This window comes from Prevotellamassilia timonensis (assembly GCF_900106785.1).
GTDB classification, from domain to species: Bacteria; Bacteroidota; Bacteroidia; order Bacteroidales; family Bacteroidaceae; genus Alloprevotella; species Alloprevotella timonensis.
The window spans coordinates 213,430-240,213 of sequence record NZ_LT629844.1 but is presented as its reverse complement, the minus strand read 5'-3'; the positions used below and the strand labels follow the sequence as shown (position 1 = coordinate 240,213).

Sequence of the window (26,784 nt, the reverse complement as noted above, 5' to 3'; positions counted from 1 at the left end):
GTTATTTCTTATAACTCTTGTTCAGACCGGCAATCACATCTTCGGTAATGTCTACCGAGGGGTCTGAATACAATACATTATCGCCGCTCTTGCTGATGATAACCTTAAATCTGCCGTCTGAATTGTATGATTTCAAGAAAGTGTTCAAGTCCTCGCGCAACTTTTTCTGATAGTTCTGCGTGGCTTGAGCCATTTCGTTTTCTATCTTTTCTTGGAAAGCCTGCAAAGCCTGCTGTTGCTTTTGCAACTGGGCTTGTGCGCTTTCGGCCTGCTGCTGCGAGGTGAATGCGCCGCTCTGCATCTTCTTCTGGAAACTGGCTATTGCGTTTTGCAGAGCCTGTCCCTTGCTGTTCAACTGTTCGCGATATTTCTTTTGCTTGTTCTCAAGTTCCTTTTGTCCGTCCTTGCAATATTCGCTTTTTGCTGCAAGCGTGTCAATATCTACCACTGCCACCGACGATGCTGCACCAGCATTGGTTGCAGCAGCCTTGGGCAGGCCATTAGGTTTTACTTGTGAATCTTTTTTGTTGCATGCCACCAACGACAAGCCTGCTGCCACGAGCAGCATTGCGGCATTTGCTTTAATAACCATTCTGCACATTTTCTTTTACTCTTTTTCTGTTTTCTATTCTTGCAGCTGCATCTTGCGATTGCACACACCCAATGCCTCGTTGCCGCATGGCCTTGCTTTGGTCGACATGTGTCTTGACAAAGCCCTTGCCAAAGAAAAGGCGCACTGATAGTAATGCCATGCAAATAGCAACAATTAGCAATGTAATGATGAAATAATTCATATCTTTTTCTTACTTTTGCTTTGCGCTGTGCGCTAACTGCGCGCATGAGCGCGGGGCAAAGTTAGCACAAGCCCGCTGAAAGGCAAAATAAATTGGGCGCAAAAGTAGCTTTTTGTTATTGTCTGCACCCGTCCACGAGGAGGGTAGCCAAGTGCAACAGCCTCTACAACAGATTTATATCTACGTAAAATCACATAGTGAAATGAGCGAAAAATTGCAATTACAGCCAAGCATCGTATTCGACTGCTTTGCTGAGGTGAACAAAGTTCCACGTCCTTCTAAAAAGGAGGATAAGATGATAGCCTTCTTAAAGTCGTTTGGCGAGGGCCTCGGATTGGAAACTAAGGTAGATGAGACGGGCAACGTTTGCATTAGCAAGCCTGCTACACCTGGATATGAGGACCGCAAGACTATCATTTTGCAAAGCCACATGGACATGGTGTGCGAAAAGAATAAGGACGTGACATTCGACTTCGAAAACGATGCCATACAAACCTACGTTGACGGCGAATGGCTCAAAGCCAAAGGCACAACGCTTGGTGCCGACGATGGCATTGGCGTGGCCATGGAAATGGCCATACTGAAATCGAACGACATTGAGCACGGACCTATCGAGTGCGTATTTACGCGAGATGAGGAAACTGGCCTGACGGGTGCTGTGGGCATGAAGAGCGATTTTATGCATGGCGACTATCTTATCAACCTCGACTCTGAGGACGAGGGACAACTGTTCGTGAGTTGTGCTGGTGGTGTAAGAACCACTGCCACATACGACTTCCCGACCTCGGAGGTGCCATCGGACTATTTCACTTTCCAAATAACCATCAAGGGTTTGACCGGCGGCCACTCGGGTGACGACATCAACAAGAAGAGGGCCAATGCCAACAAACTGCTTGTGCGCTTCTTGGTGAACGAAATGCAGAAGTTCGATTTGCGACTGATTGACATTCAGAGCGGTGGTTTGCACAATGCCATTCCACGTGAGGGACACGCAGTGTGCGCGGTTCCGGCAGCTGAAAAGCAAACACTCGAAGCCGACTTGAAAGCCTTTGAGGCTGCCGTGAAGGACGAATTTGCCACAACGGAGAAGAACGTGCACATTGCCATTGCCGAGCAGCCCTGCCAGAAGGTGGGCATGGAGCCTGCTGCCATGCGCCGCATGCTGTTGTCGCTCCACGCCGTGCACAACGGCGTCTATGCAATGAGCCAGGACATTGACTGGCTGGTCGAGACATCGTCGAACCTGGCAAGCATACGCAAGGAGGGCGACGAAGTGGTTGTTACAACAAGCCAGCGCAGCAGTGTGGCAAGTGCCTGTCAGAACATGGCAAGCATCATACGTGCTGCCTTTGAACTGGGCGGAGCCGATGTGCTGACCAATGAGGGTTATCCTGGCTGGAAATTGAACCCCAACAGCGACATTGTACGCATTGCCAAGGAAAGCTACGAGCGTCTGTTTGGCAAGGAACCCAAAATATTGGCTATTCACGCCGGCTTGGAGTGTGGTCTGTTCTCTGAAAAGTACCCCAAACTCGACATGGTAAGCTTTGGCCCGACGCTCCGCGGTGTGCACTCGCCCGACGAGCGCTTGCTCATTCCTACCGTACAAATGGTGTGGGACCACTTGCTTGACATACTGAAGCATGCGTAACCCGTCATTTCGACGGATTCAGATGGCGGCGGGTTAGCAGGTGCTGACAGGTTGCGCGGGCAGATGTGCCATATACTTGGCTCCGTGTGCTAAAGATTACTACACATGGCCAAGAGCGTTATGGCCATTCCCCGTTTTGCTATGTCACCCCGCTAACCCGCCTGCCTGTTAGCTTATATGCGGTTATGTGAGGTATAAATTTGAATAATCAACACCCGTTAGTGGAAATTGGATTTACTTGTTAACTCGTCAACCAACTCCACCAACACAAAATAATCAAGAGTCTGTTTTATGCAAAAAGTGGTATTGCTGCTCATGTCCTTGTTGTTGGTCACATCATGCTTGAAAGATGATGATTACACCACCTCGGCCAACGACAAGCTCACATTCAGCCGCGACACTGTGGCGGTTGACACCATTATTAGCGGCACACCGTCAAAGACATATTCGTTGACCATTTACAATCAAGCCGACAAAGCCATACGTATACCCCAAATCATGCTTGGCAAGGGTGGCAGTTCGCCGTTCTATGTCAATGCCGATGGCACACAGTTAGTCAATGGCGTGGCCAACGACTTTGAAATTGCCCGCAAGGACAGCATGATTGTTTACGTAATGGCCAACATTCCCTCATCTGATGCCGATGACGCGGTAGCGGTTGAGGACAAATTGTGCTTTCAAACGGAGTCGGGCCTCATGCAGGAGGTTGTGCTTACAGCTCAAGGGCAGAATGTCATAACGTTGAGCGGTATGCGCATCAGCCAGAACACCACGTTGGACGCCACCAAGCCTTACCGCGTTATGGACAGTCTGGTGGTGGAGAGGGGTGCAGAACTGACTTTGGCGCCAGGCACACGCTTTTTGTTCCACAACAAGGCGGCCCTTATTGTGCATGGTACACTGCACATTGACGGTTCGAGGGAGAAGCCCGTAACACTACGTGGCGACAGACTTGACTTGATGTTCAAAAACCAGCCCTACGACCGCACACCAGGCTTGTGGGACGGCATTGTGCTGAAATCGCAATCGTATGGCAACACCATCAACTATGCCGACATACACAGCAGCACCAATGGCCTTTGTGCCGACTCGTCGGACATAAGCCGCTCAAAACTTAAAATGGAGAACAGCATCATTCACAACACGACCAACCATGCACTCAATCTGCGCATGGCGAATGTGTTTGTGGGCAACAGCCAGATAACGAATGCCGGCGGCGACTGTGTGCACGTGCGCGGTGGCGACGTGTCATTGGTGCATTGCACGGTAGGCCGCTTCTACGTGTTTACGGGAGGCTATGGCCACGCCTTGGATTTTGCCAACTTTGATGGCGATGTCCGCCTGCCGCTGCACAACTTGTATGTGGCTAACAGCATCGTTACCGGCTATCAAGATGATGAGATAATAGGCGGGCAAAATACCGATTTCGAGAACGACGCTTTTAATTATAACTTTGCTTACAGTCTGCTTGACACGCCGCAGCCCGAAAAGCCCGATGACAGAATTGAGAGTTGCCTGTGGGACACACGGTCGACAGACCAAGCCGAAGCTGACAGCATCGTGCACGACAAGAATTTTACACCTGCCTTTAATGTAGACCACTTGCTGTTCTACTTCACACTTTCGCCCTACTCGCCTGCCGTAGGCCAGGCCTCGCCAAGCATCTCACAACAGTATTATCCCTACGACAGAACAGGGGCACCAAGAACCGCACGCCCCGACATGGGCTGCTATAACCATGCCGAAACTACTGAAACGCCGAAGCTGACAACAACAGCTGCCCCGCACGTGTCTTCCACCCATTGTGTACAATCCCTTAAGCCAACGCGTAAAGAATAAAGCATATGGCAACAAACGAAAAGACCAGCGGCAACCGCCGCCCTACATATAAAAAGAAAGCCTCACCACAGACCGATGACTTCGGGCATCTGCAACCTCAGGCCGTTGAGCTTGAACAAGCTGTGCTCGGTGCCTTGATGATTGAAAAGGACGCCTACTTTCAAGTAAGTGAAATACTGCGCCCTGAAAGTTTCTACGACAACCGCCACCGCATTATTTATGAGGCCATACAGCGGCTTAACCTTGAGGAGAAGCCTGTCGACATTCTCACCGTAACCGAGGCGCTGCGCAGCACCAACCAGCTTGAAGAGGTGGGTGGCCCCTTTTACATCACCCAACTCAGCGGTTTGGTGGCCTCGTCGGCCCACATCGAATACCATGCTCGCATCATAGCCCAAAAGGCTACGGCACGGGCGCTCATATCGTACACGAGCAACATTCAGACCAAGGCTTTTGACGCCACACAGGACATTGATGTGCTCATGCAAGAGGCCGAAGGCAAACTCTTTGAGCTGTCGCAGACCAACATGAAGAAGGACTATACGCAAATAGACCCTGTCATTAAGGAGGCCTACGAAATGCTGCAAAAGGCTGCTGCTCGAACCGATGGTATGAGCGGTATCCCGTCGGGATTTCATGCACTCGACAAAATTACTTCGGGTTGGCAGAACTCCGACTTGGTTATTCTTGCAGCACGTCCGGCCATGGGTAAGACGGCCTTTGCACTGAGTATGGCAAAGAACATTGCTGTAGACCAACAGGTGCCCGTGGCGTTGTTCTCTCTTGAAATGGCTAACGTGCAGTTGGTTAACCGTTTGATTGTAAACGTTTGCGAGATTAAAGGTGAAACCTTAAAGAGCGGACAACTGAAACCGTATGAATGGAACCAGCTCGACTTCCGCATCAAGCAGCTGATGGGTGCCCCACTCTATGTGGACGATACGCCATCGCTCTCGGTGTTTGAATTGCGAACAAAGGCACGACGCTTGGTAAGAGAGCACGGTGTTAAAGTGCTGATGATTGACTACTTGCAGCTGATGAATGCCTCGGGCATGGGCTTTGGCAGCCGCCAAGAGGAGGTGTCAACCATATCGCGCTCGCTTAAGGGGTTGGCCAAGGAACTCAACATACCAATACTTGCCCTGTCGCAGTTGAACCGTGGTGTTGAAAACCGTGAGGGGGGCGACAAGCGTCCGCAACTGTCCGACTTGCGTGAGTCGGGAGCCATTGAGCAAGATGCCGATATGGTGTTGTTCATTCACCGACCCGAGTACTACAAGATTTACCAAGACGAGGCCGGACGCGACTTGCGTGGCAAGGCCGAAATCATTATAGCCAAGCACCGTAATGGTGCTGTTGGCAGCGTACTGCTCAAGTTCCGCGGCGAATATGCCAGATTTCAAAATCCCGAGGAGGACGAAGTGGCTACAATGGATTCGGCAGCAACGGGCAGCAACGACCAACCTGGCACCGACGCTCTTGCTGCTACCCAGCCACCCGTCGACAACAATCCTTTCCCTCCCGAACCAGCGGGATTTCCACCATTGCCCGATTCATTTCCGCCTGCGCCTAACGATGCGCCACCATTCTAAGCACGAACACCGGCATTGGCATAGGGAGGGCTAAAATTAGCTGCCACTATATACAGACCATTCGCCTGCTAACAAGCAACTATCAATCATATATCATGAACAGAATAACAAAACTTATGCGCCAAGCCCAAACTCTGGTCGTTGGATTGCTGACTGCCGTATGTATGTTAGCTGCGTGCTCGCCAAAGCCACCTACCCCCGAAGAGTTGTATAAAGACGAAGCATCGGGCGTGGTGATGGTGCTCAACAAATTCTACTACAACGCTTCCATGCCGAATGGCGAGCATCTGTACTTTACGGGCATTGCCGAGGACGGCTCGCTCGAAGGGCTGACGGACGATGTGAACGAAGTGCGCCGCAACTGCGGATACCTGACGGGCACTGCCTTTTTTATTGACGACGAAGGCACCTTGCTCACCAACCGCCATGTGGCATCGCCCACCATTGACGAGGCACAAGTCAAGCAGTGCTTGATGAACATGATTGAATATGTCAAGGCACTGTACGAAGCCCGCATGAGTGAACTCACCTCGCAATATAATGCGCTCGAAGCACAAAAGTCTGACTGCGTCACAACCGACTATTGGGGCTACACGCAAATAGACCAAATGCGGGTCAGCCAAATTGAGAGCCAACAGAATGCGCTGCAACAACAATTCAGCGAGCTTGCGCAGGAGCGCAGCAACCTTGACGCACAACTTGATGTGTCGAGCATCAGCATTCACCCCATCTGCCAATTGGGCATAGCCTACAACGACTCGTATGTTACAACCGAGGCCGACTTTCTGCAAAACAACCCTTGCAACACTTTGCGCATAGCGCAAGACAAGGATACCGACTTGGCCCTCATACAACTGCGCAGCGGACTGACGCCTAAAAAGTGCCACGTGTTTGCCGTTGATGGCAGCAACACAAATGGCGGCTTCTGGAACAGGCTTTTTGGCAAAGACAAGGAGGCGTCGCCCACCAATCTTAAAATTGACCAACCGCTATACATGATTGGCTTTAATGCCGGCATTGTGTTGGCTAATACGCGCAAGGGCATCAAAGTGCAAATGACGAGCGGACGCATTACCCAAATGCCTGATGGCAACCGGCTGCTCTACAGCATTCCTACCATGCAAGGCTCAAGCGGCAGCCCTGTTGTGAACGAGTGGGGCGACCTTGTGGGTGTGAACTTTGCCAAACTTAACGGTTCGGACAATTTCAACTTTGGCATTCCACTGCAAAAGGTGCGCAACTTTGTGGGAGAGTAAGCAAGTACATTCAAGCACAAAACGCAAACACTAAACGCTAACATCAAACGCTACCACTAATGGGAGCAACGCGTCTCGCGTCGGGAAAAATGCAATACTTATACACTTAACAAAGGCTCACAGACAGCTATGTAATTAGTGCTGTCTGTGAGCCTTTGCCTTAAAGCCCGACGCGGGACGCGTCGCCCCCCATTAGTGGTAGCGTTTAGTGCTTGCGTTTAGTGCTTGCGTTTAGTAGTAGCGTTTAGTGCTTGCGTTTAGTAGTAGCGTTTAGTGCTTGCGTTTGCAGCTTGACTCCCTACGCATGTTTGCGTTTTGCCGGACAGCTATAAAACAAAAGCGAGCAGGCCAACTGAGGCATTACATATTCCTCAGTTGGCCTGCTCGCTTTTATGAATCGGCTTACAATTAGAGTGCCTAAGCGCGTATATACCTGGTTCATAACGCGCCTAAGCATACAAGGTGCGCGGCGCACACGTCACACTTACTTGCCAATGCTCTGCACATTACGGCGTACATTCTTGTTAATTTCGACAAACAGATAGTTGGGCTTGTTAGCCTGCACCTTATCCTTCACACGCATATACTCGCGAAGGGCGTACTCTTTCGATTTTTCAAACGTCAGACGCGACATTTCACCCTGCGACTTTGTGGTGCGTGTAGAGTCAAGTTTCTCATCGGGAAAATAGTCGTCAAGGTCTACATCACCAATCATAGTCGTTTCAAGAAATGTGAGGTTCTTCTTGGCAGAGTCGGTATAATATCCCACAAACATGTGGCCGGGCATTTGCACCAGTACCGGCGTTATGTTGATGGCACGCAGCAATGAGGCAAATAGCACACTGCCGTCCACACAGTTTATTTGCGACGAGTTCAACGCATCTTCAAACGTGCGCACACGCTGTGCGTATACCACATTGCTCGACAGACTTGAGTACGACACCGAGCTATACTTGAAATTGCGCTTTTGCAGTACATACCACAGGGCATACACTTGTTTGTCCACCATTTCGGGCGTACTCTGATAGCCCAAAAAGCGGCGTACGATGCGGGTGTTGAGCGCCTCACGCAGCACTTTGTCAATGAGCGGGTTTTCCTCATTAACGTAGGCTGCGTAAAACAAACGTGTACTCACATAACGCGTGCGGCCGTCGGGCAACTGCTTGTTAAACCCTAACAGGCACTCGTTGATGCTCCGCACCGAAAACGTGCGCACCTTCTGCCCCAGGTCCTTGCCATCTACCTCTACATTGGCCACCACACTGATAGGTTCGGCCTGCTCGTTGTCGCGCAAAGCGTTGTAACGCCACAATATGTCGGGATAGATGATGTATTCGGTATGCTCCTTGGGCAAAACAAATGTCGACACCGAGCGGGCGTAGAACGGTGTCTCGGCCAGTTCGATGCGCACCACCGTGTTGGCGTGTCCGCTCTTCAGTTTGATGGCCACACACGATTTGGGATTGCCCACATACTCTCCGCTCATGGGCGGAATAACCTGGGTGTTGGTTGTAGCTACCGACAATATGGCAGACGGAAAGAGGTTGCCTCCAAGTTGGTCTACCAATTCGTAGTCGTCGGCAAATGGGCGCTTCATCACCACATAAGTTATGCCACCCACCAGCATGGTCAAGCTGAGCACAACTGCCGTTATGCGCCACAGCAATTTGCGTCTTTGTATTCTAATTTCCAAAGCTGTCATAGCACAACACAGTTATACTTACCTAAAAAGCTTGTACCGAATACAAGTAGAGCACCGCAGCAGGAATGGCTAACAACGCGGAGTCGAAACGGTCGAGCATGCCGCCATGCCCTGGCAGCACGTGGCCACTGTCCTTTATGCCGAGCTGGCGCTTGAACAAACTCTCTACCAGGTCGCCCCATGTGCCAAACACACAGACTACTGCACCAAGACCAAGCCATTGCGGCAAGGTGAGCAACGTGGGGTTGAAGTGCCACAGCACAGCGGCCACCACCAAGCACAGCACGCCACCGCCAATGCTGCCCACCCACGACTTGTTGGGCGATATGCGCTCAAACAATTTGGCCGGGAAATATTTGTGCAGCAACGAACCGCAGCAATAGGCCCCCGTGTCGCTCGTCCACAAAAACAGGAACACGCTCAGCGGGTAAATTGGTTCAAAGGCAGTTTTGTTGGTCATGGGGTCGTACTGGAAGGCGAGCACATTGAGCAGGCTGAAAGCCAAGGCCACATAAATTTGCGACGCAAAGGCATAGGCCCAATTCTTGAGCGGGTCGGCCTTCTGCAAGTAGAGTTCGCTCACCAGCATATAAATGATTGACACTAAATAAGGGATAAACGCACGCGAAGGCACGAGGTCGGCACAAAAGCCGCCGAAGGCTACGAACAAGTACACCGCAGCTACCGTGTTTATCAACTTGTTGACCGAGGCCCCCGCATAGCTGTTCACATTATGCGAAAACTCCCAAGTGGTCAATCCCGTCACCACTGCAAACAGCAGCGTGAACGTCATAGGCGAAAAAAGCGTGCCGCCCACAAGCACGGCCACAAAGACCGCACCTGTGAGTGCACGCACAATCAGGTTATTCATTGTTGTTATTGTCAGATGAAGTTTTATCTGTATCTTGCTGTTTACCCAAGCCGGCAGGCACAGGTGGCGGCACACAACCAGCGGCTGCCGGTTCGTTGTCACATTCCTTTTCAGCAGTCGGAGCCTCCTCGCCGGCAGCAGCCTGCTTGTCAGCCTCCAACTTCTTGCCACGCTCTTCGGCCAGTTTGAGTGCCTCTTCTTCCATCAACACATCGGCGCGGCTCTTCCACGGGCGCGGGCCGAATATGTGTTCAACGTCCTCGGTAAATATCACCTCGCGCTCAACCAGCAAGTCGGCCAGTTGGTTGTGCTTGTTAGCATTTTCTTCCAACAGTTTTTTGGCACGTTCATACTGTTCGGCAATCAGGCGCTGCACCTCGGCATCAATCAGTTCGGAGGTGCGCTCAGAATAGGGCTTTGTAAAGTTGTACTCATTCTGCGCATTATAGTAGCACACATTCGACAGCTTGTCGCTCATGCCCAAGTAGGCCACCATACCATATATGCGTTTGGTCACACGTTCAAGGTCGTTAAGCGCACCGCTCGATATATGGCCTACAAACAGCTCCTCGGCAGCACGCCCGCCAAGCAGCGAACACACCTCGTCAAGCATTTGCTCGCGTGTGGTAATAGTGCGCTCCTCAGGCAGATACCATGCGGCACCAAGAGCCTGTCCGCGCGGCACAATCGTTACCTTTACCAGCGGGTTGGCATATTGCAGCAACCACGACACCGAAGCATGACCAGCCTCGTGTATGGCTATTGAGCGTTTCTCGTCCTCGGTCATCACCTTCGACGTCTTTTCCAAACCACCGATTATGCGGTCAACAGCATCAAGGAAATCTTGCTTGCCCACCTCCTTGCGGTTGTGGCGTGCAGCTATCAAGGCCGCCTCGTTGCACACATTGGCAATGTCGGCGCCCGAAAATCCTGGGGTCTGACGTGCAAGCATCTCAATATCCACCGTATCGTCAAGTTTGAGAGGCTTCATGTGCACCTTGAATATGGCCACACGTTCAGAGAGTTCGGGCAAGTCTACATGTATTTGTCGGTCAAAACGTCCAGCACGCAGCAGCGCTGAGTCGAGTATTTCCACACGGTTGGTGGCAGCCAGCACAATCACACCCGTATTGGTGCCAAAGCCGTCCATTTCGGTAAGCAACTGGTTCAGAGTGTTTTCGCGCTCATCATTACCACCCATCGTAGGATTTTTGCCACGGGCACGACCAATGGCATCAATCTCATCGATAAATATGATGCAAGGAGCCTTTTCCTTGGCCTGCTGAAACAGGTCGCGCACACGACTGGCGCCCACGCCCACAAACATCTCAACAAAGTCGGAGCCGGCCATCGAGAAGAAAGGCACCTCTGCCTCACCGGCCACAGCCTTTGCCAACAGCGTTTTACCTGTGCCCGGAGGGCCAACGAGCAATGCGCCCTTGGGTATCTTGCCACCGAGTTCGGTGTACTTCTTCGGGTTCTTCAAGAAGTCCACAATCTCGCGAATTTCCTGCTTGGCGCCTTCTTGTCCGGCCACATCCTTAAATGTGATGTTCGTCGTGTTCTTGCCATTCTTCTCAAACAAGCGTGCCTTGCTCTTGCCCACGGTGAAGATGCTGCCCATGCCGGCACCACCGCCACCCATGCGGCGCATCAAAAAGAAATAGAGGAACACCAGCAGCAATAAGGGGAATATGCTGCTGAACAAGTTTGAAAAGAAATTGCTACTCTCCTCATAGCGCACCCCACCCTTGTAGTTACTGTCAAGGAAGGTGCCCACGGCATCGACATTAGGATATTTGGCCGACACGGTAGGAGCCGTGCCCGTCTTGTCACTGCCCATGTTGAACACATCGCGTATGTGTTCGGGGCGCACCACAAAGCGCACGTTGCCATCGGTCTTGTTCACCACCACCTCGCGCGCATAGCCTTGTTTTACATACGTGCGGAAGGCCGTGTAGTCCACTTCCTTGTCTACACCGCCAGCCTGACTGTTGCCACTGTTAGTGTACAGCATTATGCCCAACGATATGATGGCAAGGACGTAGAACCATGTTAGCGTAACAAATGGTCGCCGACGCCTGCCCGGTTTTTTGCCTCCGGGTTGCGGCGATGGCGTACTTGGTATTTGAGCCATTTTGTTTTCTGTTGTAATTTAAGTATAACGTGTTATGAGAGTCAGTTCAAATCTGCCACCTGCGTCAGTTCGGCATCGTCCCAAAGATTTTCCAAATCATAGTGTTCGCGTGCCTCGGGCAGGAATATATGCACCATCACCGTGCCATAGTCCATAGCCACCCACTCACCATTTTCGCGTCCGGCAATAGCCGCAGGCTTCTCGCGCAAGTGTTTGCCTGTAAATTCCTCCACCGAGTCGGTTATGGCGTCCACCTGTTGTGGTGAGCCGGCAGTACATATAACAAAGTAGCTGCAAGGTGCTGTAATAATGTTACTCAAATTGGCTGTTACAATGCTGCGGCCTTTTTTCTCCTGAATGCCGTCAATGATTGTATTTACTAACTGTTGTGTTTCTTCCATGCGTTATTTATCTGTTTGTTTTTGGTGCAAAGATAGTGCAAACTGAGCGCAGAAAGTCAAGCTTGCTTGAACTTTATGCCGAAGTGAAGCCTATCTTCTGCAAAGATAGTGCAAACTGAGCGAATAAAGTCAAGTTCACTTGCAATCTTTGCCGAACCGCAGCCTATCTTCTAACAAAGATTATGCCAAAAGCGCCTGCAGTCACAAAGGCACGGCCGATTTCAGCACATTATTCCTCATATATAAGGATTGTGTACCTGACACATGCCACGTAACTTTGCACCCATAAAACAATACGACACAACCAACTATGCTATTTTTACCACTTCTGCTATCGGCAGCACCCGTTTGTGCCGACACCACCAAGCATTTTGACATCGAAGAGGCCGTAGTAGTAGCCTCACCCAAAGAAACCCGCCAACTGCGCCAGCAACCGCTCAGCGTCAGTCTGTTCGACGCAGGCACGCTCAACAACCGCAAGGCCGGTGCGCTGAAAAACCTCTCGGCCTATGCGCCCAACTTCTACATGCCACAATACGGCAGCCGCCTCACCTCGGCCTGCTACATTCGTGGCATTGGCAGCCGCATCAACACTCCCGCAGTAGGGCTGTATGTTGACAACGTGCCCTACGTCGACAAGTCGAGCTACGATTTCTCATTTCAAGGTATCGAACGTGTCGACATCATGCGCGGCCCGCAAGGCACACTCTATGGCCGCAACACCATGGGCGGACTGGTGCGCGTGTTTACGGCCGACCCCATCACCCACCACGGCACCGACGTGTCGGCTGGCATTGGCACGGGGTGGCAGCAGCGTGCCATGCAGCGCCATGCAGCCTTCACCACCTATCTGCACCCGGCCAACCGCATGGGCCTCAGCATAGGCGGCTATTACGAGGGCGAAGACGGCTACTTCAAAAATCAGGCCACTGGCAAAAAGCAAGATGCAAGCGAGGCCGGCGGTGCACGTCTGCGCTGGTCGTGGCACCCTACCGATGTGGTAAAGATTGACTGGACCGCCTCATACGAGCACAGCAACGAAAAGGCTTGCCCCTACTATCTGTTAGGCAACACAAGCGACTTTGCCCAAGGCTACAACACCGCTGCCAATGGTGCCGCCATAGGCACACTCGAGCAAAACCGCCCAAGCACCTACCGCCGCGGCGTGTTCAACACCGGTATTGGCGTGGAGCACCGTCTGCCCAAGTTCACTTTGAGCAGTATCACAGCCTACCAGCGACTCGACGACCGCCTGTTTATGGACCAAGACTTTACACGTCAAGACATCTTCTCGCTTTGTCAAAAGCAGCACGCCAACACCGTGTCGGAGGAGATTGCACTGAAAAGTCCCGCCAGCAACAGCCGTTGGACATGGACTACAGGCGCATTTGGCATGTACCAGTCATTGCGCACCGACTGCCCCGTCACATTCTACAGCGAGGGCGTTGACTACCTCAACACGCAAATTGGCGCCAACCTGCCCCCACAACCGGCCATCAGCATAGCCTTTACAGGCAACGACATACCATTTGCCGCACGGCTCAAAACGCCCTCGGTCAATGCGGCTTTGTTCCACCAGAGCACGGTCAAGCTGGTTGGCGGACTGAGCATGACGCTTGGCTTGCGCCTTGACTACGACTACCGCAAACTCGACATGACGTCGGGCACCGAGGGCAACGGCACCATTCCCTACCACTTTGGCATGAGCATGGGCCATATGCAGTTTGCCACCGACCTCGAGGCCGATGCCTCACTTAACAGTTCGCTGAGCCACCACAGCTGGCAGGTGTTGCCCAAGGGCGCACTCAACTATGCACTGCCGCGCGGACTTGGCAACATCTACGTGAGTGTGGCCAAAGGTTACCGCGCCGGAGGCTACAACATACAGTCATACTCCGACCTGTCGCAACAGTTGTTGCGCCGACAAATGATGCTAGGCGTACGCCAATACAGCGAGCAGGCCATACGCCGAATTCCGGACAAAGTCATGTCTGATGCCAAGAAGGACAAGATCATTGCGGGCATGACTGGGGCGCTCGACCGCGTCACACCACAAGCCCCCGATGCCAGCACGCTCTACTACAAGCCTGAGTACACCTGGAGCTACGAAGCAGGCATTCACCACAACCTGGCTGACAAAATGCTGCAACTCGACTTGGCCGTGTTCTGCATGAAAACACGCGACCAGCAAATAGCCCGCTTTGCCCAAAGCGGCATGGGGCGCGTCATGGTCAACGCCGGACGCAGCCGCAGCACAGGCGTTGAGGTGGGATTGCGCTCACAACTGGCCCACGACCGCCTCACGCTCACAGCTAACTATGGCTACACACACGCCAAGTTCACCCGTTACGACCTTGGCACTTCAGCCAGCGGCGCAAGAGTTGACTACACGGGCAACCGCGTGCCTTTTGTGCCTCAGCACACCTTCAGTGCATCGGCCGATGCCGAACTGCCCGTGTCGGTCGACAAATTTGTACGCACATTTGCCCTTGGCGCCGATGTCAAGGGAGCCGGCAGCATCATGTGGGACGAGGCCAACGCCTTCGGACAAAAGTTTTATGCCACACTCGGCGCACACGTCGGCGCCACGCTGGCCGGCAATGTGCAGCTTAACCTTTGGGCACGCAACCTTACCGGCACACGCTATGCCACCTTTGCCTTCGACAGCATGGGCCACCGCTTTGCCCAATATGCCGCACCACGCTCATTTGGGCTGGACGTAAAGTGGCACTTCTAAAACGCGTCAACAGGTTAACCCGTTAACCTGTTAACCTGTCAACATGCCCCTTCCACCATCTGCTGCAACTGCAACATTGCAAGTATCATGCGCCATGCCAAGCCTCAAGCATATAAAATGTTTGAGGCTTGGCTTTTTTGTACACGCAATTTGACTATATTTGCACTCATAAACAGATAACGACCCTTTACACACATCAACTATGAAAAGATTACTTAGCATCATGCTGCTTGCAGCCGCCACCACCCTGACGGCACAAGCCGACAAAGAAATTAAACGCCCCGACAGCTACAACTACAGCCGGGGGGTCGAAGCATACGACAACGATAACCCCAGCGAGGCCATCGACTACTTTAACCGTGAAGTTGCAGTCAACAAAAAAAATGGCTATGCCTACATGTACCTGGCAGACATTTACCGCCAGCAAGAAGAACCTGGCAAGGCCATCGATGCCGCCAACCTGGCCATAAAGTACATGCCTGCCAAAGACAAGGAATTTACCACTGTGAGCTACACCATCAGAGCACAAATTCAATGTCTGCTCAAAGACACTGTGGCAGCCCTGTCCGATTACGCATCGGCCATCAAGGCCTCACCCGATGAACAGCGCCCCTACGAGGAACGCGCGCAACTTTACTATGAGATGGAACGCTACGACGAGGCCGATGCCGACTACCGCAAAGTCATCAAAATTGCATCAGGCGATGCCACAGGCTACATGGGTTTGGGGCGCAACCTGAGTGCGCAAAAGCAATGGACCGAGGCCATCAAGCAGTTCACCTACGCCGCCAGTTTGGGCTCAGACAACGCTTATCCCTACGCATTTCGTGCTGAGGCTTACAAGGAACTTGGCGAATGGGACAAATCTGCCGACGACATCATCACCGCTTTGAGCATTGAGTTCAACAACAAAGCCGTATCGTTGCTCAGCGACATAAAGGAACCCATGCTCTCTATCTTATTGGCAAAAATGAAAATACAAATGGCCAAGTCGCCAAACAGCATAGACTGGCCTTTCTACTTAGCCGCCACATACGAGCAAAGCGAGCAGTACGCCAAGGCCATCAGCTACTACAAAATTTTACAAGACAAGGACGCTTCGCTCAACCTTGGCCAAGCCATTGCACGCTGCTACCAAAAGATGGGCGACTATCAAAATGCGCTCATTGCCATCAATAAGGCCTGCGACACCGACTCAGTAGAGACCGATGTGCTCGGAATGCGTGCCGACATATTGTACAACCTCAACCGTCCGCAAGAGTCCATACAGCAGTATGACGAAATAATTAAGATGGAGCCCGACAACATGGGGTATTACTACGCACGTGCATGGACCAAATTGATATTGCGCGACTTTGAAGGGGCTATCGAAGATGCTACCATGTGCATGGCCGCAGGTGGCAACGAGCTTGCTCCCGCCTACAACCTGCGCGGATTGTGCTATAAGGCACTTAACAACAACGACAAGGCGCGCCCCGACCTTGAAAAGGCCATCGCACTCGAACCCACACCGGCCGACTACAGCTGCAGCCAATATGCCTACCTGGCACTCGGACAAAAAGACAAGGCCATGGAGGTGATGGACACCATTCTGAACCGCGACAACAGCAGCGGCAACAACTACGATGCGGCTTGCCTGTATGCTCTCATGAACAACACGGACAAGGCCTTGAACTATTTCAAGACGGCACTCGAAAAGGGCTATGTCAACTTTGCACACATCGGTCTTGACCACGACCTTGACAACATACGCCAACTGCCCCAATTCAAGTCGCTTGTCAGCACCTACAAGCAAAAGCTTGAGCAGTCGCTCACACCGGCCGACACCGTGGTGGCGGTACACCCCGGTGCCGGTAACACGGTAACTACCGAGGTGCCATTTACCAAGGAGTATGGTGTGTGCACCATCAAATGCAAAATCAACAACCTGCCGCTCTCGTTCGTATTCGACACCGGGGCTGCCACGGTATCACTGTCAATGGTTGAAGCCACCTTTATGATGAAGAACGGCTATCTGAGCAAAAGCGACGTGGTGGGCAGCCAATACTTTCAAGATGCCAACGGCAACATCAACGAAGGTACCATCATCAATCTGCGCCACGTAGACTTTGGCGGTCTTAAACTCGAAAACGTGCGTGCTTCGGTAGTGCGCAACCAGCGTGCCCCGCTCCTCCTCGGCCAGTCGGTGCTCGGTCGCCTTGGTAAAATCGAAATTGACAACTCCCGCAAAGTGCTGACTATTACAAGCAAGCAATAAGCACTTGCTGGAGTTACAACTAAACATTTCAATAACGCTACCACTAAACGCAAGCTCTAATGGGGGCGACGCGTCCCGCGTCGGTTTTTTCAGCAGCCTCGTCCCACGGGAATTAAAGCAAAGGCTCACAGACAAACGTGTAATTAGCGCTGTCTGTGAGCCTTTATTTAGTGTATGAGCATTGCATTTTCCCCGACGCGAGACGCGTCGCCCCCATTAGTGCTTGCATTTGGTGGTAGCGTTTGGTGCTTGAATTTGTTCGCATGGTTGCGTTTCACCGAAAAACAATAATTTACAAAAGGTCCACGACGAAAAAGTGGTACTTGGGACCTTTTACCATACTACAAAAGCTTTACTTACCGAGTATCTTACATCTTACACTAACACGCTACAACTCATTGATTGTCAATACTTTACTTAGTGTAAGATGCTACAAATTTCACCTACACGCATTCTACACAACATACACGCTGCCACACGGCACAAGCACGGGAGGAAGATATTACGGTATAGGGGAACAGAAAAGTCTGTTGCTCCGACAGATTTTTCTGCGTCCCTATGGCGTAAAACCCGCCGCATACGTCCAAACCGACTGCGAGGCAGCGGGGCGAGGAGTGTAAGATGTGTGCAGGGGAGTGTAAGATACTTTGAAATCATCTTACACTCTTGAAACATCTGAATATCAACTTGTTATGTACATAAAGTGTAAGATGGCAGTAAAAACACTCGTACTCATTTACATGTAGGCAGACGAGGAATGGGCAAATATTTGTGTACAAATTGGTTAGCCGCTTAGCGCGTAAAACATAAGCAACATAAGTTTACATAAGATACACAAAAGGCCGCTGCGCGGCTGGCCACGGACTAACGTCCACGTGGCCAAAGAAACATAAGGGCTGACGCCGTAGCGAGCCGCTAACGCGGAGAACATAAGGACAAAAGGACATAAGAACAAAAGAACTTCAAGACATACGGGCATGGACTTGCGTCCATTTGCCCTCAAGAACATAAGGGCTACGCCGTAGCGTTTAATGTTATTGCTTTCTTGTTTATGACGCTCATGGGCTTAACGGCGTAGCCCTTATGTTCTTGAGGGCACATGGACGCAAGTCCATGCCCGTATGTCTTGAAGTTCTTTTGTTCTTATGTCCTTTTGTCCTTATGTTCTCCGCGTTAGCGGCTGATCTCGTAACTCACAAACAAAGAGTGTGCAGGCATTGCTTGCACACAAACAAAGGCGTCAGCTGTGGCGCAAGAGCAGTTCGTGCTCCACTTCGTCGAGGGTCACACCCATTTGTTCGAGCATTACAAGATAGTGATACATCAGGTCGCCAGCCTCGTAGATGAAGCGCTCGCGATTGCCATCAACGGCCTCGATGATGCTTTCGGTACACTCCTCACCCACCTTTTTGGTAATGGCCTTTATGCCCTTGATGAACAAACGTGTGGTGTAGGAGCCTTCGGGCATCTCGGCATGGCGGCGACGCACAAGGGCCGAGAGCGAACGTATGAAGCCCTCGGCGGCAGGGGTGTCAAAACAAGCCGTGGTGCCACGGTGGCAGGTGGGGCCTATGGGATTGGCCTTGATGAGCAAGGTGTCGGCATCGCAATCAATGTACATGTTGTCAACCATGAGGTAGTGGCCCGAGGTTTCGCCCTTTGTCCACAACTGCTGGCGGGTGCGGCTGAAAAAGGTGACACGCCCCTCGCGCAGCGTCTTTTCAAACGCCTCGCGGTTCATGTACCCCAACATCAGCACACGCAGTGTGACAGCGTCCTGCACCACTACGGGCAGCAGGCCGTCGGCGCATTTGTCAAGTTTTATGTTGTCCCAACTTAATTGTTCCATATTTACAGTCTTACGGGTATGCCCTCGTGACTGAGGGCCTGTTTGAGTTCGGGTATGGTTATTTCGCCATAGTGGAATATGCTGGCGGCCAAGGCGGCATCGGCATGTCCCTGGGCCAGCACCTCGGCAATGTCGTGCGCCGAACCGGCGCCACCCGATGCTATGACGGGAATGCGCAAGCCAGCGGTGAGGCGGGCATAAGTGGTGCACGGGTAACCATGCTTGGTGCCGTCGTGGTTCATCGAGGTGAAGAGAATTTCGCCCGCACCACGCTCCTGCGCCTCGTGTGCCCACGAGTAGAGTTCGCGGTCGGTGGGCTGTGTGCCGCCGTGGGTGCACACCGTCCAAAGGGCATCGGCCTCAGCCTGGTCGGGTGCGAGCGGCTGGTGACGGGCATCGATGGCCACCACCACAAACTGCGACCCGTAGCGTGCGGCTATTTGGTCGATGAGTTCGGGAGTGCGCAGGGCCGCACTGTTGATGCTCACCTTGTCGGCACCGGCATCGAGCAGGCGTGCAGCATCGTCGATGGTGCTAATGCCGCCGCCCACGGTGAAAGGTATGTTTATGCCGTCGGCTATGCGGCTGACGAGTTGCGTAAAGGTGTGGCGTCCCTCGCGTGTGGCACTGATGTCGAGGTAGACCAGCTCGTCGGCGCCGGTGCGGGCATAATGCTGCCCAAGGGCCACGACATCGCCCACGTCCTGCAAGTCCTCAAAGTGCACGCCCTTTACAGTGCGTCCCTCTTTCACATCGAGGCATGGTATAATTCGTTTGCTCAACATAATTGGTCAAGTGTTATACGTCCTTCGTAAATGGCCTTTCCCACAATCACCTTTCGCAGGCCGAGCTGGCGCAGTTGTTCAATGTCATTCATGCCCGATATGCCGCCCGACACGGTAATGTCTACAGCAGGATACTTTTGCTGCAAACGCACATAGAGGTCGGTGTCGGGGCCTTGCAGCATGCCGTCGCGCGATATTTCGGTGCAGATAACCTGTGTCAAGCCGTGTGGCACAAAACGGTCGATAAGGCTGTCGATGGTTTGGTCTACACTGTCGAGCCAACCATTCACAGCCACGAGTCCGTTTTTAACATCGGCACCAAGCACCATGCGCTCAGCCCCAAACTGGTGGAGCCATGCCTCAAAGAGTTCGGGCTTGGTGGCAGCCACACTGCCCACCACAGCATAGCGCGCCCCGGCCTCGAACACCTGTGTGAGCGCCTCGGCACTTTTTATGCCACCGCCCCACTCTATTTCGGCCCCCGGCACGGCCGCCAGCTGGCGCAGCGTGTCGAGGTTTTGGGGGGTGGAGGCTTTGGCACCATCGAGGTCGACCACATGAACGCGGTGCAACCCATGCGCCACATATTGGCGTACCATGTCGACGGGGCTGGCGTCATATTGTTTTTTCTGCGCATAATCGCCTTGCGACAGACGCACACAGCGGCCGTCTATCAAGTCTATTGCGGGAAGTATGGTCATAAGCTGATAAAGTTTTTAAGTATGCGCTCGCCCACATCGCCACTCTTTTCGGGGTGGAACTGTGTGGCATAGAATTGCTCGTACTTTAGTGCGGCACTGAACATCAGGCCGTGGCGTGTGGTGGCTATGGTGTCGGGGCACAAGGTGGGGTAATAAGAGTGTACATAGTACACGCTGTCGCCACTGTGTATGCCGTCGAAGAGTTTCTTTTCAAGATTGCCAAGGGTGTTCCAGCCCATGTGTGGCACCTTGAACTCGGCGCTGTCGGGAAAACGGCGCACATGGGCGTCGAATATGTTCATGCAGGTGGTCAGCTGGCCATTGGCAGCGCCCTCCTCAGAGTCGCGGCACATCACCTGCAGCCCCACACAGATGCCCAGCACGGGCTGGCGCAACTGCTTGATGACGGGTATGAGCCCGCTCTCACGCAGGTTGTGCATGGCCTCGGCACAATTTCCCACCCCGGGCAGCAACACGTGGTCGGCACGGCGTATGGTGGCGGCATCGGCCGTTACCTCGAATGTGGCGCCCAGACGCGACAGGGCATTCTGCACCGAACGCAAATTGCCCATTTTGTAATCGATGATTGCTATCATAATGTACCTTTACTACTTGGAAGTTCGTAACTGAACACATTGCGGTGAATGGCCTGGCGCAAGGCGCGCGCAAAGGCTTTGAACACCCCCTCGATAAGGTGGTGATTGTTTTCGCCACGCGCCTTGATGTGCAAGTTGCACTGCATGGCGGCGCACAACGACTGGAACACGTGCTTGAACATTTCGGTGGGTGTGTCGCCCACATACTCGCGCGTAAATGGCACGTCCCACTGAAAGTCGATACGTCCGCCAAAGTCGAGTGTGACCATGGCATCGCATTCGTCCATGGGCAGTACAAAGCCATAGCGGTCGATGCCGCGCTTGCTGCCAAGAGCTGTGCGCAGGGCTTCGCCAAGGGCTATGGCCACATCTTCCATGGTGTGGTGCTCGTCCACCTCGAGGTCGCCCTTGCACACACAGTAGAGCGATATGCCGGCATGGTGTGGCAACTGGCTGAGCATGTGGTCGAAAAAGTGCAGTCCGGTGTTGACCAATGTGTCGCCCCCACCATCGAGGTCGACTATCACGTGAATGTCGGTTTCGGCAGTGGCACGCTTTACTTCGGCACGGCGCTCTGTGCGACGCAGAAATTCGGCAATGTCGGCCCAATCGTCGGTGGCAAGAGCCAGCACGTGCTGCTGCACCGTGTTGAGCATGGTGGCAGCCACTTCGGGCTTTTGCAACAATATGGCACGGCACCCCATGTTGACAGCCAGCTGCACATCGGTGGCACGGTCGCCTATTACATAAGAGTGTTTCAGGTCGTAGTCGTCCGTCATATACGCGGTGAGCATGGCCGTGCCAGGCTTGCGTGTTGGCGCATTGTCGGCGGGGAATGTGCGGTCTATATATTCGCGGGCAAAGGTTACGCCCTCGCCCTTGAGTGTTTGCAACATTTTGTTGTGAGCGGGCCAGAAGGTGTCTTCGGGAAAACTCTCGGTGCCGAGGCCGTCCTGGTTGCTTACCAACAATGGCAAGTAGTCGGTCTGCATCACCGAGCGCAGTCCGCTGATGGCACCTGGCACAAACTCGAGTTTCTCAAGCGAGTCAATCTGCTCGTCGGCCGGCTCTTTTATAATAGTACCATCTCGGTCAATAAATAATACTTTCTTCATACATATTGCTTTAAGGCATTGGCGGAATTAGTTGACGAGTTGACGGGTTGACGAGTTAACGGGTAAGTTAGTCAAGCTTCTCACCTTTCTTGCTTTAACATAACAAGTATAGCATATTTACTTGTTAACCTGTCAACTTGTTAACCCGTTAACCAAGAATTTCACCAACGGATCGCTTTAAGGCATCTATTACGTTCACATTCTCGGCAGGTGTGCCAACGGTAATGCGCAGGCAGCCTTCGCAGCCTTTCACCCGATTGCGGTTGCGCACGATGATGCCATTAGCCACAAGGTGGTCGTAAATGGCATCGGCATCGGTCACTTTGACCAGCAAGAAATTGGCATCGCTGTGATACACCTTCAGCACACAAGACATTTTGGCCAGTTCGGTGGCAAGCCACTGGCGCTGGCTGCACACCTCGGACACATGAGCATCGTGTGGCTCGGCATGCAAGCGCTTGGCCACTTCGGCCTGGGTGGGCGCATTTACGTTGTAGGGATATTTTACGCGGGCAAAGATGTCGGCTATCATGGGACTGGCAAAGGCCAATCCAAGACGCAGTCCTGCCATGCCCCACGCCTTTGAGAGCGTTTGCAGCACCACCACGTTGGGGTGTTTGCTGAGCACGGTGAGCATGGAGGGTTGCGACGAGAAATCGATGTAAGCCTCATCAACCACCAACACGCCGCCGAAGTTGTCGGCCAAGGCCTCTAACTGCTGCAGGCTGAAAGCATTGCCCGTAGGATTGTTGGGCGAGCACACCCACATGAGCCTTGTGTTGGCATCGGCTGCAGCCAGCATGGCCGGCACATTGAGCGCATAGGTTTCGGCCTCGAGCGGCACCTCGCGCACGGCCACATTGTTGATGGCTGCCGCCACCGCATACATGCCGTAAGTGGGGGCTATGGCTACCACATTGTCGACACCTGGCTCGCAAAATATGCGGAAACAGAGGTCGATGGCCTCGTCGCTGCCGTTGCCCACAAACACCTGTTCGGGCGTGACACCCTTGAGTTGTGCTATCTCGCCCTTCAACGCCTTTTGGTGTGGGTCGGGGTAACGGTTGACGCCATTGTTGTAAGGGCTTTCGTTGGCATCAAGCCATACTGATATGTCGCCACCTTTGTAGTCGTCGCGCGCTGTGGAATAGGGCAAGAGTTCCTTTATATTATTGCGTATGTACATGGCTATCGGTCGTTAATTCGCACGGTCGTTAATTCGCACATTGACAGCCTGGGCGTGTGCATGCAGGCCTTCGGCTTCGGCCATGGTGACTATGGTGCCAGCCAATGACTGCAAGCCCTGTTGTGTGAGCGTCTGGAATGTTATTTTGCGCATAAAGCTGTCGATGTTCACGCCACTGTATGAGCGCGCCCAGCCGCTTGTGGGCAGGGTGTGGTTGGTGCCCGAGGCATAGTCGCCGGCCGACTCGGGCGAGTAATTGCCCACAAACACGCTGCCAGCCGCAGTCACATCGGCCGCTATGTCCCATGGGTTGTCCATCGATATGATAAGGTGTTCGGGCGCATAGGCATTGCTGAAGTCGAGCATGGTGCCGCGGTGGGCAAACACCAGTATGCGGCTGTGGCTGAGCGACTGCTCAACAAGTTCCTTACGCGGCAGCAGTGCGGTTTGGCGTTCCACCTCGGCGGCCACTTCATGGGCAAAGTCCTCGCTCTGACACACCAGTATGGCCTGGCTGTCGGGGCCATGCTCGGCTTGCGACAGCATGTCGGCTGCCACATAGCTGGCCTTGGCGGTGTGGTCGGCCATGACAAGCACCTCGGAGGGGCCGGCTGGCATGTCGATGGCCGTGTCGGTGCTCACAAGTTGCTTGGCATGGGTAACGAAACGGTTGCCAGGGCCAAATATCTTGTCCACACGGGCTATGCTCTCTGTGCCATACGCCATGGCGGCAATGGCTTGTGCACCGCCCACGCGGTAGATGTGGTCAACACCGCAAGCATTGGCCGCATATATTATTTCGGGGGCGATGCGGCCGTCGGCACCCTGGGGCGTGCAAAGCACCACGTGCTTGCAACCGGCTATGCGGGCCGGGGCGGCCAGCATGAGCACGGTGCTGAAGAGCGGGGCGCGGCCGCCAGGTATGTAAAGTCCCACACGCTGAATGGGTACCGCCTTTTGCAGGCAGCGCACACCGGGTTGGGTTTCGACCTCGACAGGCTCGGGCATCTGCGCTTTGTGAAAGACACTGATGTTGACAAGGGCTGCGTCGATGGCCTGTCGCACTTGGGGTGTGACCTTGGCCGCCAGCTGCTTGCGCTCCTCGGCCGACAATTCGATGTCGGTTATGTCGGCATGGTCAAAGTCGTGTGCAAAACGGCGCAGGGCTTCATCGCCACTGTGGCGCACCTCGGCCACAATGCTGCGCACACTTTCTATTACCTTGTCGTCACTCGGGGCGTTGCGCTCGCACATTTTGTCCCATACGGACTTATCTGGATTGATGATTATTTGCATGTTGAGTGAGTGTTTTTCGGCAAACGTTTTTAAGGTATCATATTTTCGAGATTGAGCACGAGTATGCCCTCTGCACCGAGTTCCTTGAGGCGTTCAACCTTTTCCCACAACACGTCCTCGGCTATGACCACGTGCATGGAGCACCACCCTTCGGCTGCCAAAGGCAATATGGTGGGCGAACGCATGGCGGGCACTATCTGCACAGCCCGGTCTACCAGCGCGGTGGGTATGTTCATCAGCACATATTTGTAGCCGCGGCTGCTGACTATGGAGTTGAAACGGAACTTGAGTTTTTCGATATCGGCCAGCTTGTCATCGTCCAGTCCTTGACGGGCTATGAGGGCGGCTTCGCTATAAAACACCTCCTCTACCTCGCGCAAACCATTCTGCACCAGGGTGCCGCCCGACGACACGATGTCGAATATGGCATCGGCCATGCCTACTGCGGGGGCTATCTCTACCGAACCGGCTATTTCGTGAATGTCGGCATGTATGCCCTTGTCTGCAAAGAACTGGCGCAACACATGGGGGTACGATGTGGCCACTGTGCGGTCTTCGAACCATTGCAAACCGGGATAGTCCACCTCACGCGGAACGGCCAGTGATATGCGACAAGCGCCGAAACCGAGACGCATCACCTCGTCAACCGCCATGCCACGCTCGGCTACCTCGTTAAGGCCTACAATGCCCACATCGGCCACACCCATGTGTACGGCCTGGGGTATGTCGTCGTCGCGCAAATAAAGTACTTCGATGGGGAAGCCCTTGGCACGTGCTATCAACTTGCGTTTGCTTTGTGCCACATCAATGCCGGCATCGGCCAGCAGGGCCATTGTGTCTTCGTTAAGCCGTCCCTTGGCTTGTATTGCTATACGTAGCATAGGCTGTTTAGTATTTTCGGTTTTGTAGGCGCACCCGACAAACCCTGTGGAGTAGGCCGTGCAGATGCTAACCCAAAACTGTTGCTAAACGATACATGAAGAATGGTATGTCTATGACTCCTTTTACTTGTGCACGAAAGCATTTGATCTTTGAGTTCAACGATTCAGCTGAAGCGTTAGTCTTACGTCCGTCAAAGTAGTTCAGGATTTCATCCTCATAGAATCTGATGGTATCGCGTACGGACTTGATTTCACGCAGAGTGCAGGAAGCCACTTTCTCATACCACCCCTTGAAATTCTGTTTGGCAGTCTCCTTTGTGAGTTTCTTGTTTCTGAATATGGCTCTAAGGGAGTTGATCAGATTGTATGCTTCTTCAAGTTTTGGGTAGAGTGCGAAAAGTATCTTCGCACGCTTTTTCTGCGTTGCGCTCCACTTCTCTCGGCTCATGGACAATTGCTTGCGACATCGTGTCTGTGCCTCTACAAGAGTCTCGCCATTTTCAAGCCTTTTGGGTTCAAAGCGAGTGTTCAGCCTCATAGGCTTTCTTCCGCGCTTGCTCTTCTTCCAGTTCTTCCCATGCCTTTTCCTCATTCGCTCGCGGTAAGCCTTTCTCTGCGCTGCCAGATTTTCGAGGTATTTGCGAAACTCTGCCTTCTGTCTGTTCGCCTCCTTTACGGCTTTTCGTTTCAGGCGCAGGCGTATCTCTTCGCAGCCCTCTCCACCGCGTTTTACGACATGGAAGCAGTCACGTATGACTGTGGCTTTAGGGAATGCCTCTCGGGCTATGACACGCATGCAATCTGAGAGATCCATCGTGATATTCTCAACCATTTCACGCTTATCTGCAGGTAGTTGCATGAGAACCTTCAGTACGTCAGCAGGATTCGTTCCCTTGACTACTGCTATGATTGCACCCTTGCGACCATGGGCATCCTTGTTGTGAACGATAGTGTACAGTTCGCCCTGGAGGGAGGTCTCGTCTATGCCTTGCTCCTTACCTACGTTTTGCGGAATAAGAATCCACTTGGATGCGTGATCCTTCTGCTCCCACGTCTCGAAGTTACTCAGGGCGTCCTTGTATCTTTTGGCAAACGTGGAGCTGTTAATCATGTACGTATAACCAATCTGACGAGCGGT

21 protein-coding genes are annotated in these 26,784 nt (G+C 52.9%); 6 read left to right on the top strand and 15 right to left on the bottom strand.

Annotated elements, in window-relative coordinates:
• Nucleotide 1: 1 nt before the first annotated feature.
• Nucleotides 2–592, bottom strand: coding sequence for an OmpH/Skp family outer membrane protein (locus BQ5453_RS06505; protein WP_022101843.1), 591 nt, complete (start codon nt 590–592; stop codon nt 2–4).
• On the bottom strand, nt 582–794 hold the full coding sequence (locus BQ5453_RS06500; protein ID WP_022101844.1) for a hypothetical protein: 213 nt from the start codon (nt 792–794) through the stop codon (nt 582–584). Before BQ5453_RS06500 ends, BQ5453_RS06505 begins: the two co-directional genes overlap by 11 nt.
• A gap of 202 nt (nt 795–996) precedes the next feature.
• Here BQ5453_RS06500 and BQ5453_RS06495 point away from each other — a divergent pair, with 202 nt between their 5' ends.
• From BQ5453_RS06495 to BQ5453_RS06480, 4 genes are all read left to right on the top strand, one after another.
• Nucleotides 997–2,445, top strand: coding sequence for an aminoacyl-histidine dipeptidase (locus BQ5453_RS06495; protein WP_071122584.1), 1,449 nt, complete (start codon nt 997–999; stop codon nt 2,443–2,445).
• A gap of 291 nt (nt 2,446–2,736) precedes the next feature.
• Nucleotides 2,737–4,284 carry a hypothetical protein gene (locus tag BQ5453_RS06490; protein WP_071122583.1) on the top strand — a complete coding sequence of 516 codons (1,548 nt, stop codon included), beginning with the start codon at nt 2,737–2,739 and terminating at the stop codon, nt 4,282–4,284.
• Nucleotides 4,285–4,289: 5 nt separating this feature from the next.
• Nucleotides 4,290–5,876 (top strand): replicative DNA helicase, encoded by a 1,587-nt coding sequence (gene dnaB / locus BQ5453_RS06485; protein ID WP_071122582.1) that lies wholly within the window; start codon nt 4,290–4,292, stop codon nt 5,874–5,876.
• Nucleotides 5,877–5,971: 95 nt separating this feature from the next.
• Entirely contained in the window at nt 5,972–7,132 is a 1,161-nt protein-coding gene (locus BQ5453_RS06480) for a S1 family peptidase (protein ID WP_083361139.1), read from the top strand.
• Between the two features lie 484 nt (nt 7,133–7,616).
• Here the strand turns inward: BQ5453_RS06480 and BQ5453_RS06475 are convergent, their stop codons facing one another.
• The 4 genes from BQ5453_RS06475 to rsfS are packed head-to-tail and all read right to left on the bottom strand — an operon-like array spanning nt 7,617 to nt 12,243.
• Nucleotides 7,617–8,834 (bottom strand): hypothetical protein, encoded by a 1,218-nt coding sequence (locus BQ5453_RS06475; RefSeq protein ID WP_022101251.1) that lies wholly within the window; start codon nt 8,832–8,834, stop codon nt 7,617–7,619.
• A gap of 22 nt (nt 8,835–8,856) precedes the next feature.
• Nucleotides 8,857–9,705, bottom strand: a complete 849-nt coding sequence (locus tag BQ5453_RS06470; RefSeq protein ID WP_022101250.1) for a phosphatidate cytidylyltransferase — start codon at nt 9,703–9,705, stop codon at nt 8,857–8,859.
• A complete protein-coding gene (ftsH, locus tag BQ5453_RS06465; protein WP_083361138.1) occupies nt 9,698–11,842 on the bottom strand; it encodes an ATP-dependent zinc metalloprotease FtsH in 2,145 nt (714 codons plus the stop codon). The genes BQ5453_RS06470 and ftsH overlap by 8 nt, the downstream gene beginning before the upstream one ends.
• 41 nt (nt 11,843–11,883) lie before the next feature.
• Nucleotides 11,884–12,243 carry a ribosome silencing factor gene (gene rsfS, locus BQ5453_RS06460; protein ID WP_071122580.1) on the bottom strand — a complete coding sequence of 120 codons (360 nt, stop codon included), beginning with the start codon at nt 12,241–12,243 and terminating at the stop codon, nt 11,884–11,886.
• 310 nt (nt 12,244–12,553) lie between these two features.
• Between rsfS and BQ5453_RS06455 the strand changes: the two genes are divergently transcribed.
• Both BQ5453_RS06455 and BQ5453_RS06450 read left to right on the top strand, forming a co-directional pair.
• The gene (locus BQ5453_RS06455) at nt 12,554–14,980 is read left to right on the top strand and encodes a TonB-dependent receptor (RefSeq protein ID WP_071122579.1); all 2,427 of its coding nucleotides are present in this window, start codon (nt 12,554–12,556) and stop codon (nt 14,978–14,980) included.
• A 202-nt stretch (nt 14,981–15,182) separates the two neighbouring features.
• The gene (locus tag BQ5453_RS06450; RefSeq protein ID WP_071122578.1) at nt 15,183–17,237 is read left to right on the top strand and encodes a tetratricopeptide repeat protein; all 2,055 of its coding nucleotides are present in this window, start codon (nt 15,183–15,185) and stop codon (nt 17,235–17,237) included.
• Nucleotides 17,238–18,477: 1,240 nt separating this feature from the next.
• Here the strand turns inward: BQ5453_RS06450 and hisIE are convergent.
• The 9 genes from hisIE to BQ5453_RS06405 all read right to left on the bottom strand — a co-directional run bounded on the left by hisIE (nt 18,478) and on the right by BQ5453_RS06405 (nt 26,757).
• Entirely contained in the window at nt 18,478–19,086 is a 609-nt protein-coding gene (hisIE, locus tag BQ5453_RS06445) for a bifunctional phosphoribosyl-AMP cyclohydrolase/phosphoribosyl-ATP diphosphatase HisIE (protein WP_071122577.1), read from the bottom strand.
• Nucleotides 19,087–19,088: 2 nt separating this feature from the next.
• Nucleotides 19,089–19,871 (bottom strand): imidazole glycerol phosphate synthase subunit HisF, encoded by a 783-nt coding sequence (gene hisF / locus BQ5453_RS06440; protein ID WP_071122576.1) that lies wholly within the window; start codon nt 19,869–19,871, stop codon nt 19,089–19,091.
• Entirely contained in the window at nt 19,865–20,572 is a 708-nt protein-coding gene (hisA, locus tag BQ5453_RS06435) for a 1-(5-phosphoribosyl)-5-[(5-phosphoribosylamino)methylideneamino]imidazole-4-carboxamide isomerase (protein WP_022102810.1), read from the bottom strand. The genes hisF and hisA overlap by 7 nt, the downstream gene beginning before the upstream one ends.
• A complete protein-coding gene (gene hisH, locus BQ5453_RS06430) occupies nt 20,569–21,171 on the bottom strand; it encodes an imidazole glycerol phosphate synthase subunit HisH (protein ID WP_071122575.1) in 603 nt (200 codons plus the stop codon). The genes hisA and hisH overlap by 4 nt, the downstream gene beginning before the upstream one ends.
• Nucleotides 21,165–22,283, bottom strand: coding sequence for a bifunctional histidinol-phosphatase/imidazoleglycerol-phosphate dehydratase HisB (gene hisB, locus BQ5453_RS06425; protein WP_071122574.1), 1,119 nt, complete (start codon nt 22,281–22,283; stop codon nt 21,165–21,167). Before hisB ends, hisH begins: the two co-directional genes overlap by 7 nt.
• 148 nt (nt 22,284–22,431) lie before the next feature.
• The gene (gene hisC, locus BQ5453_RS06420; RefSeq protein WP_071122573.1) at nt 22,432–23,469 is read right to left on the bottom strand and encodes a histidinol-phosphate transaminase; all 1,038 of its coding nucleotides are present in this window, start codon (nt 23,467–23,469) and stop codon (nt 22,432–22,434) included.
• A 12-nt stretch (nt 23,470–23,481) separates the two neighbouring features.
• Nucleotides 23,482–24,765 (bottom strand): histidinol dehydrogenase, encoded by a 1,284-nt coding sequence (gene hisD / locus BQ5453_RS06415; RefSeq protein ID WP_071122572.1) that lies wholly within the window; start codon nt 24,763–24,765, stop codon nt 23,482–23,484.
• A gap of 29 nt (nt 24,766–24,794) precedes the next feature.
• Nucleotides 24,795–25,646 carry an ATP phosphoribosyltransferase gene (hisG, locus tag BQ5453_RS06410; RefSeq protein WP_071122571.1) on the bottom strand — a complete coding sequence of 284 codons (852 nt, stop codon included), beginning with the start codon at nt 25,644–25,646 and terminating at the stop codon, nt 24,795–24,797.
• A 67-nt stretch (nt 25,647–25,713) separates the two neighbouring features.
• Entirely contained in the window at nt 25,714–26,757 is a 1,044-nt protein-coding gene (locus BQ5453_RS06405; RefSeq protein WP_074027632.1) for a transposase, read from the bottom strand.
• Nucleotides 26,758–26,784 lie beyond the last annotated feature (27 nt).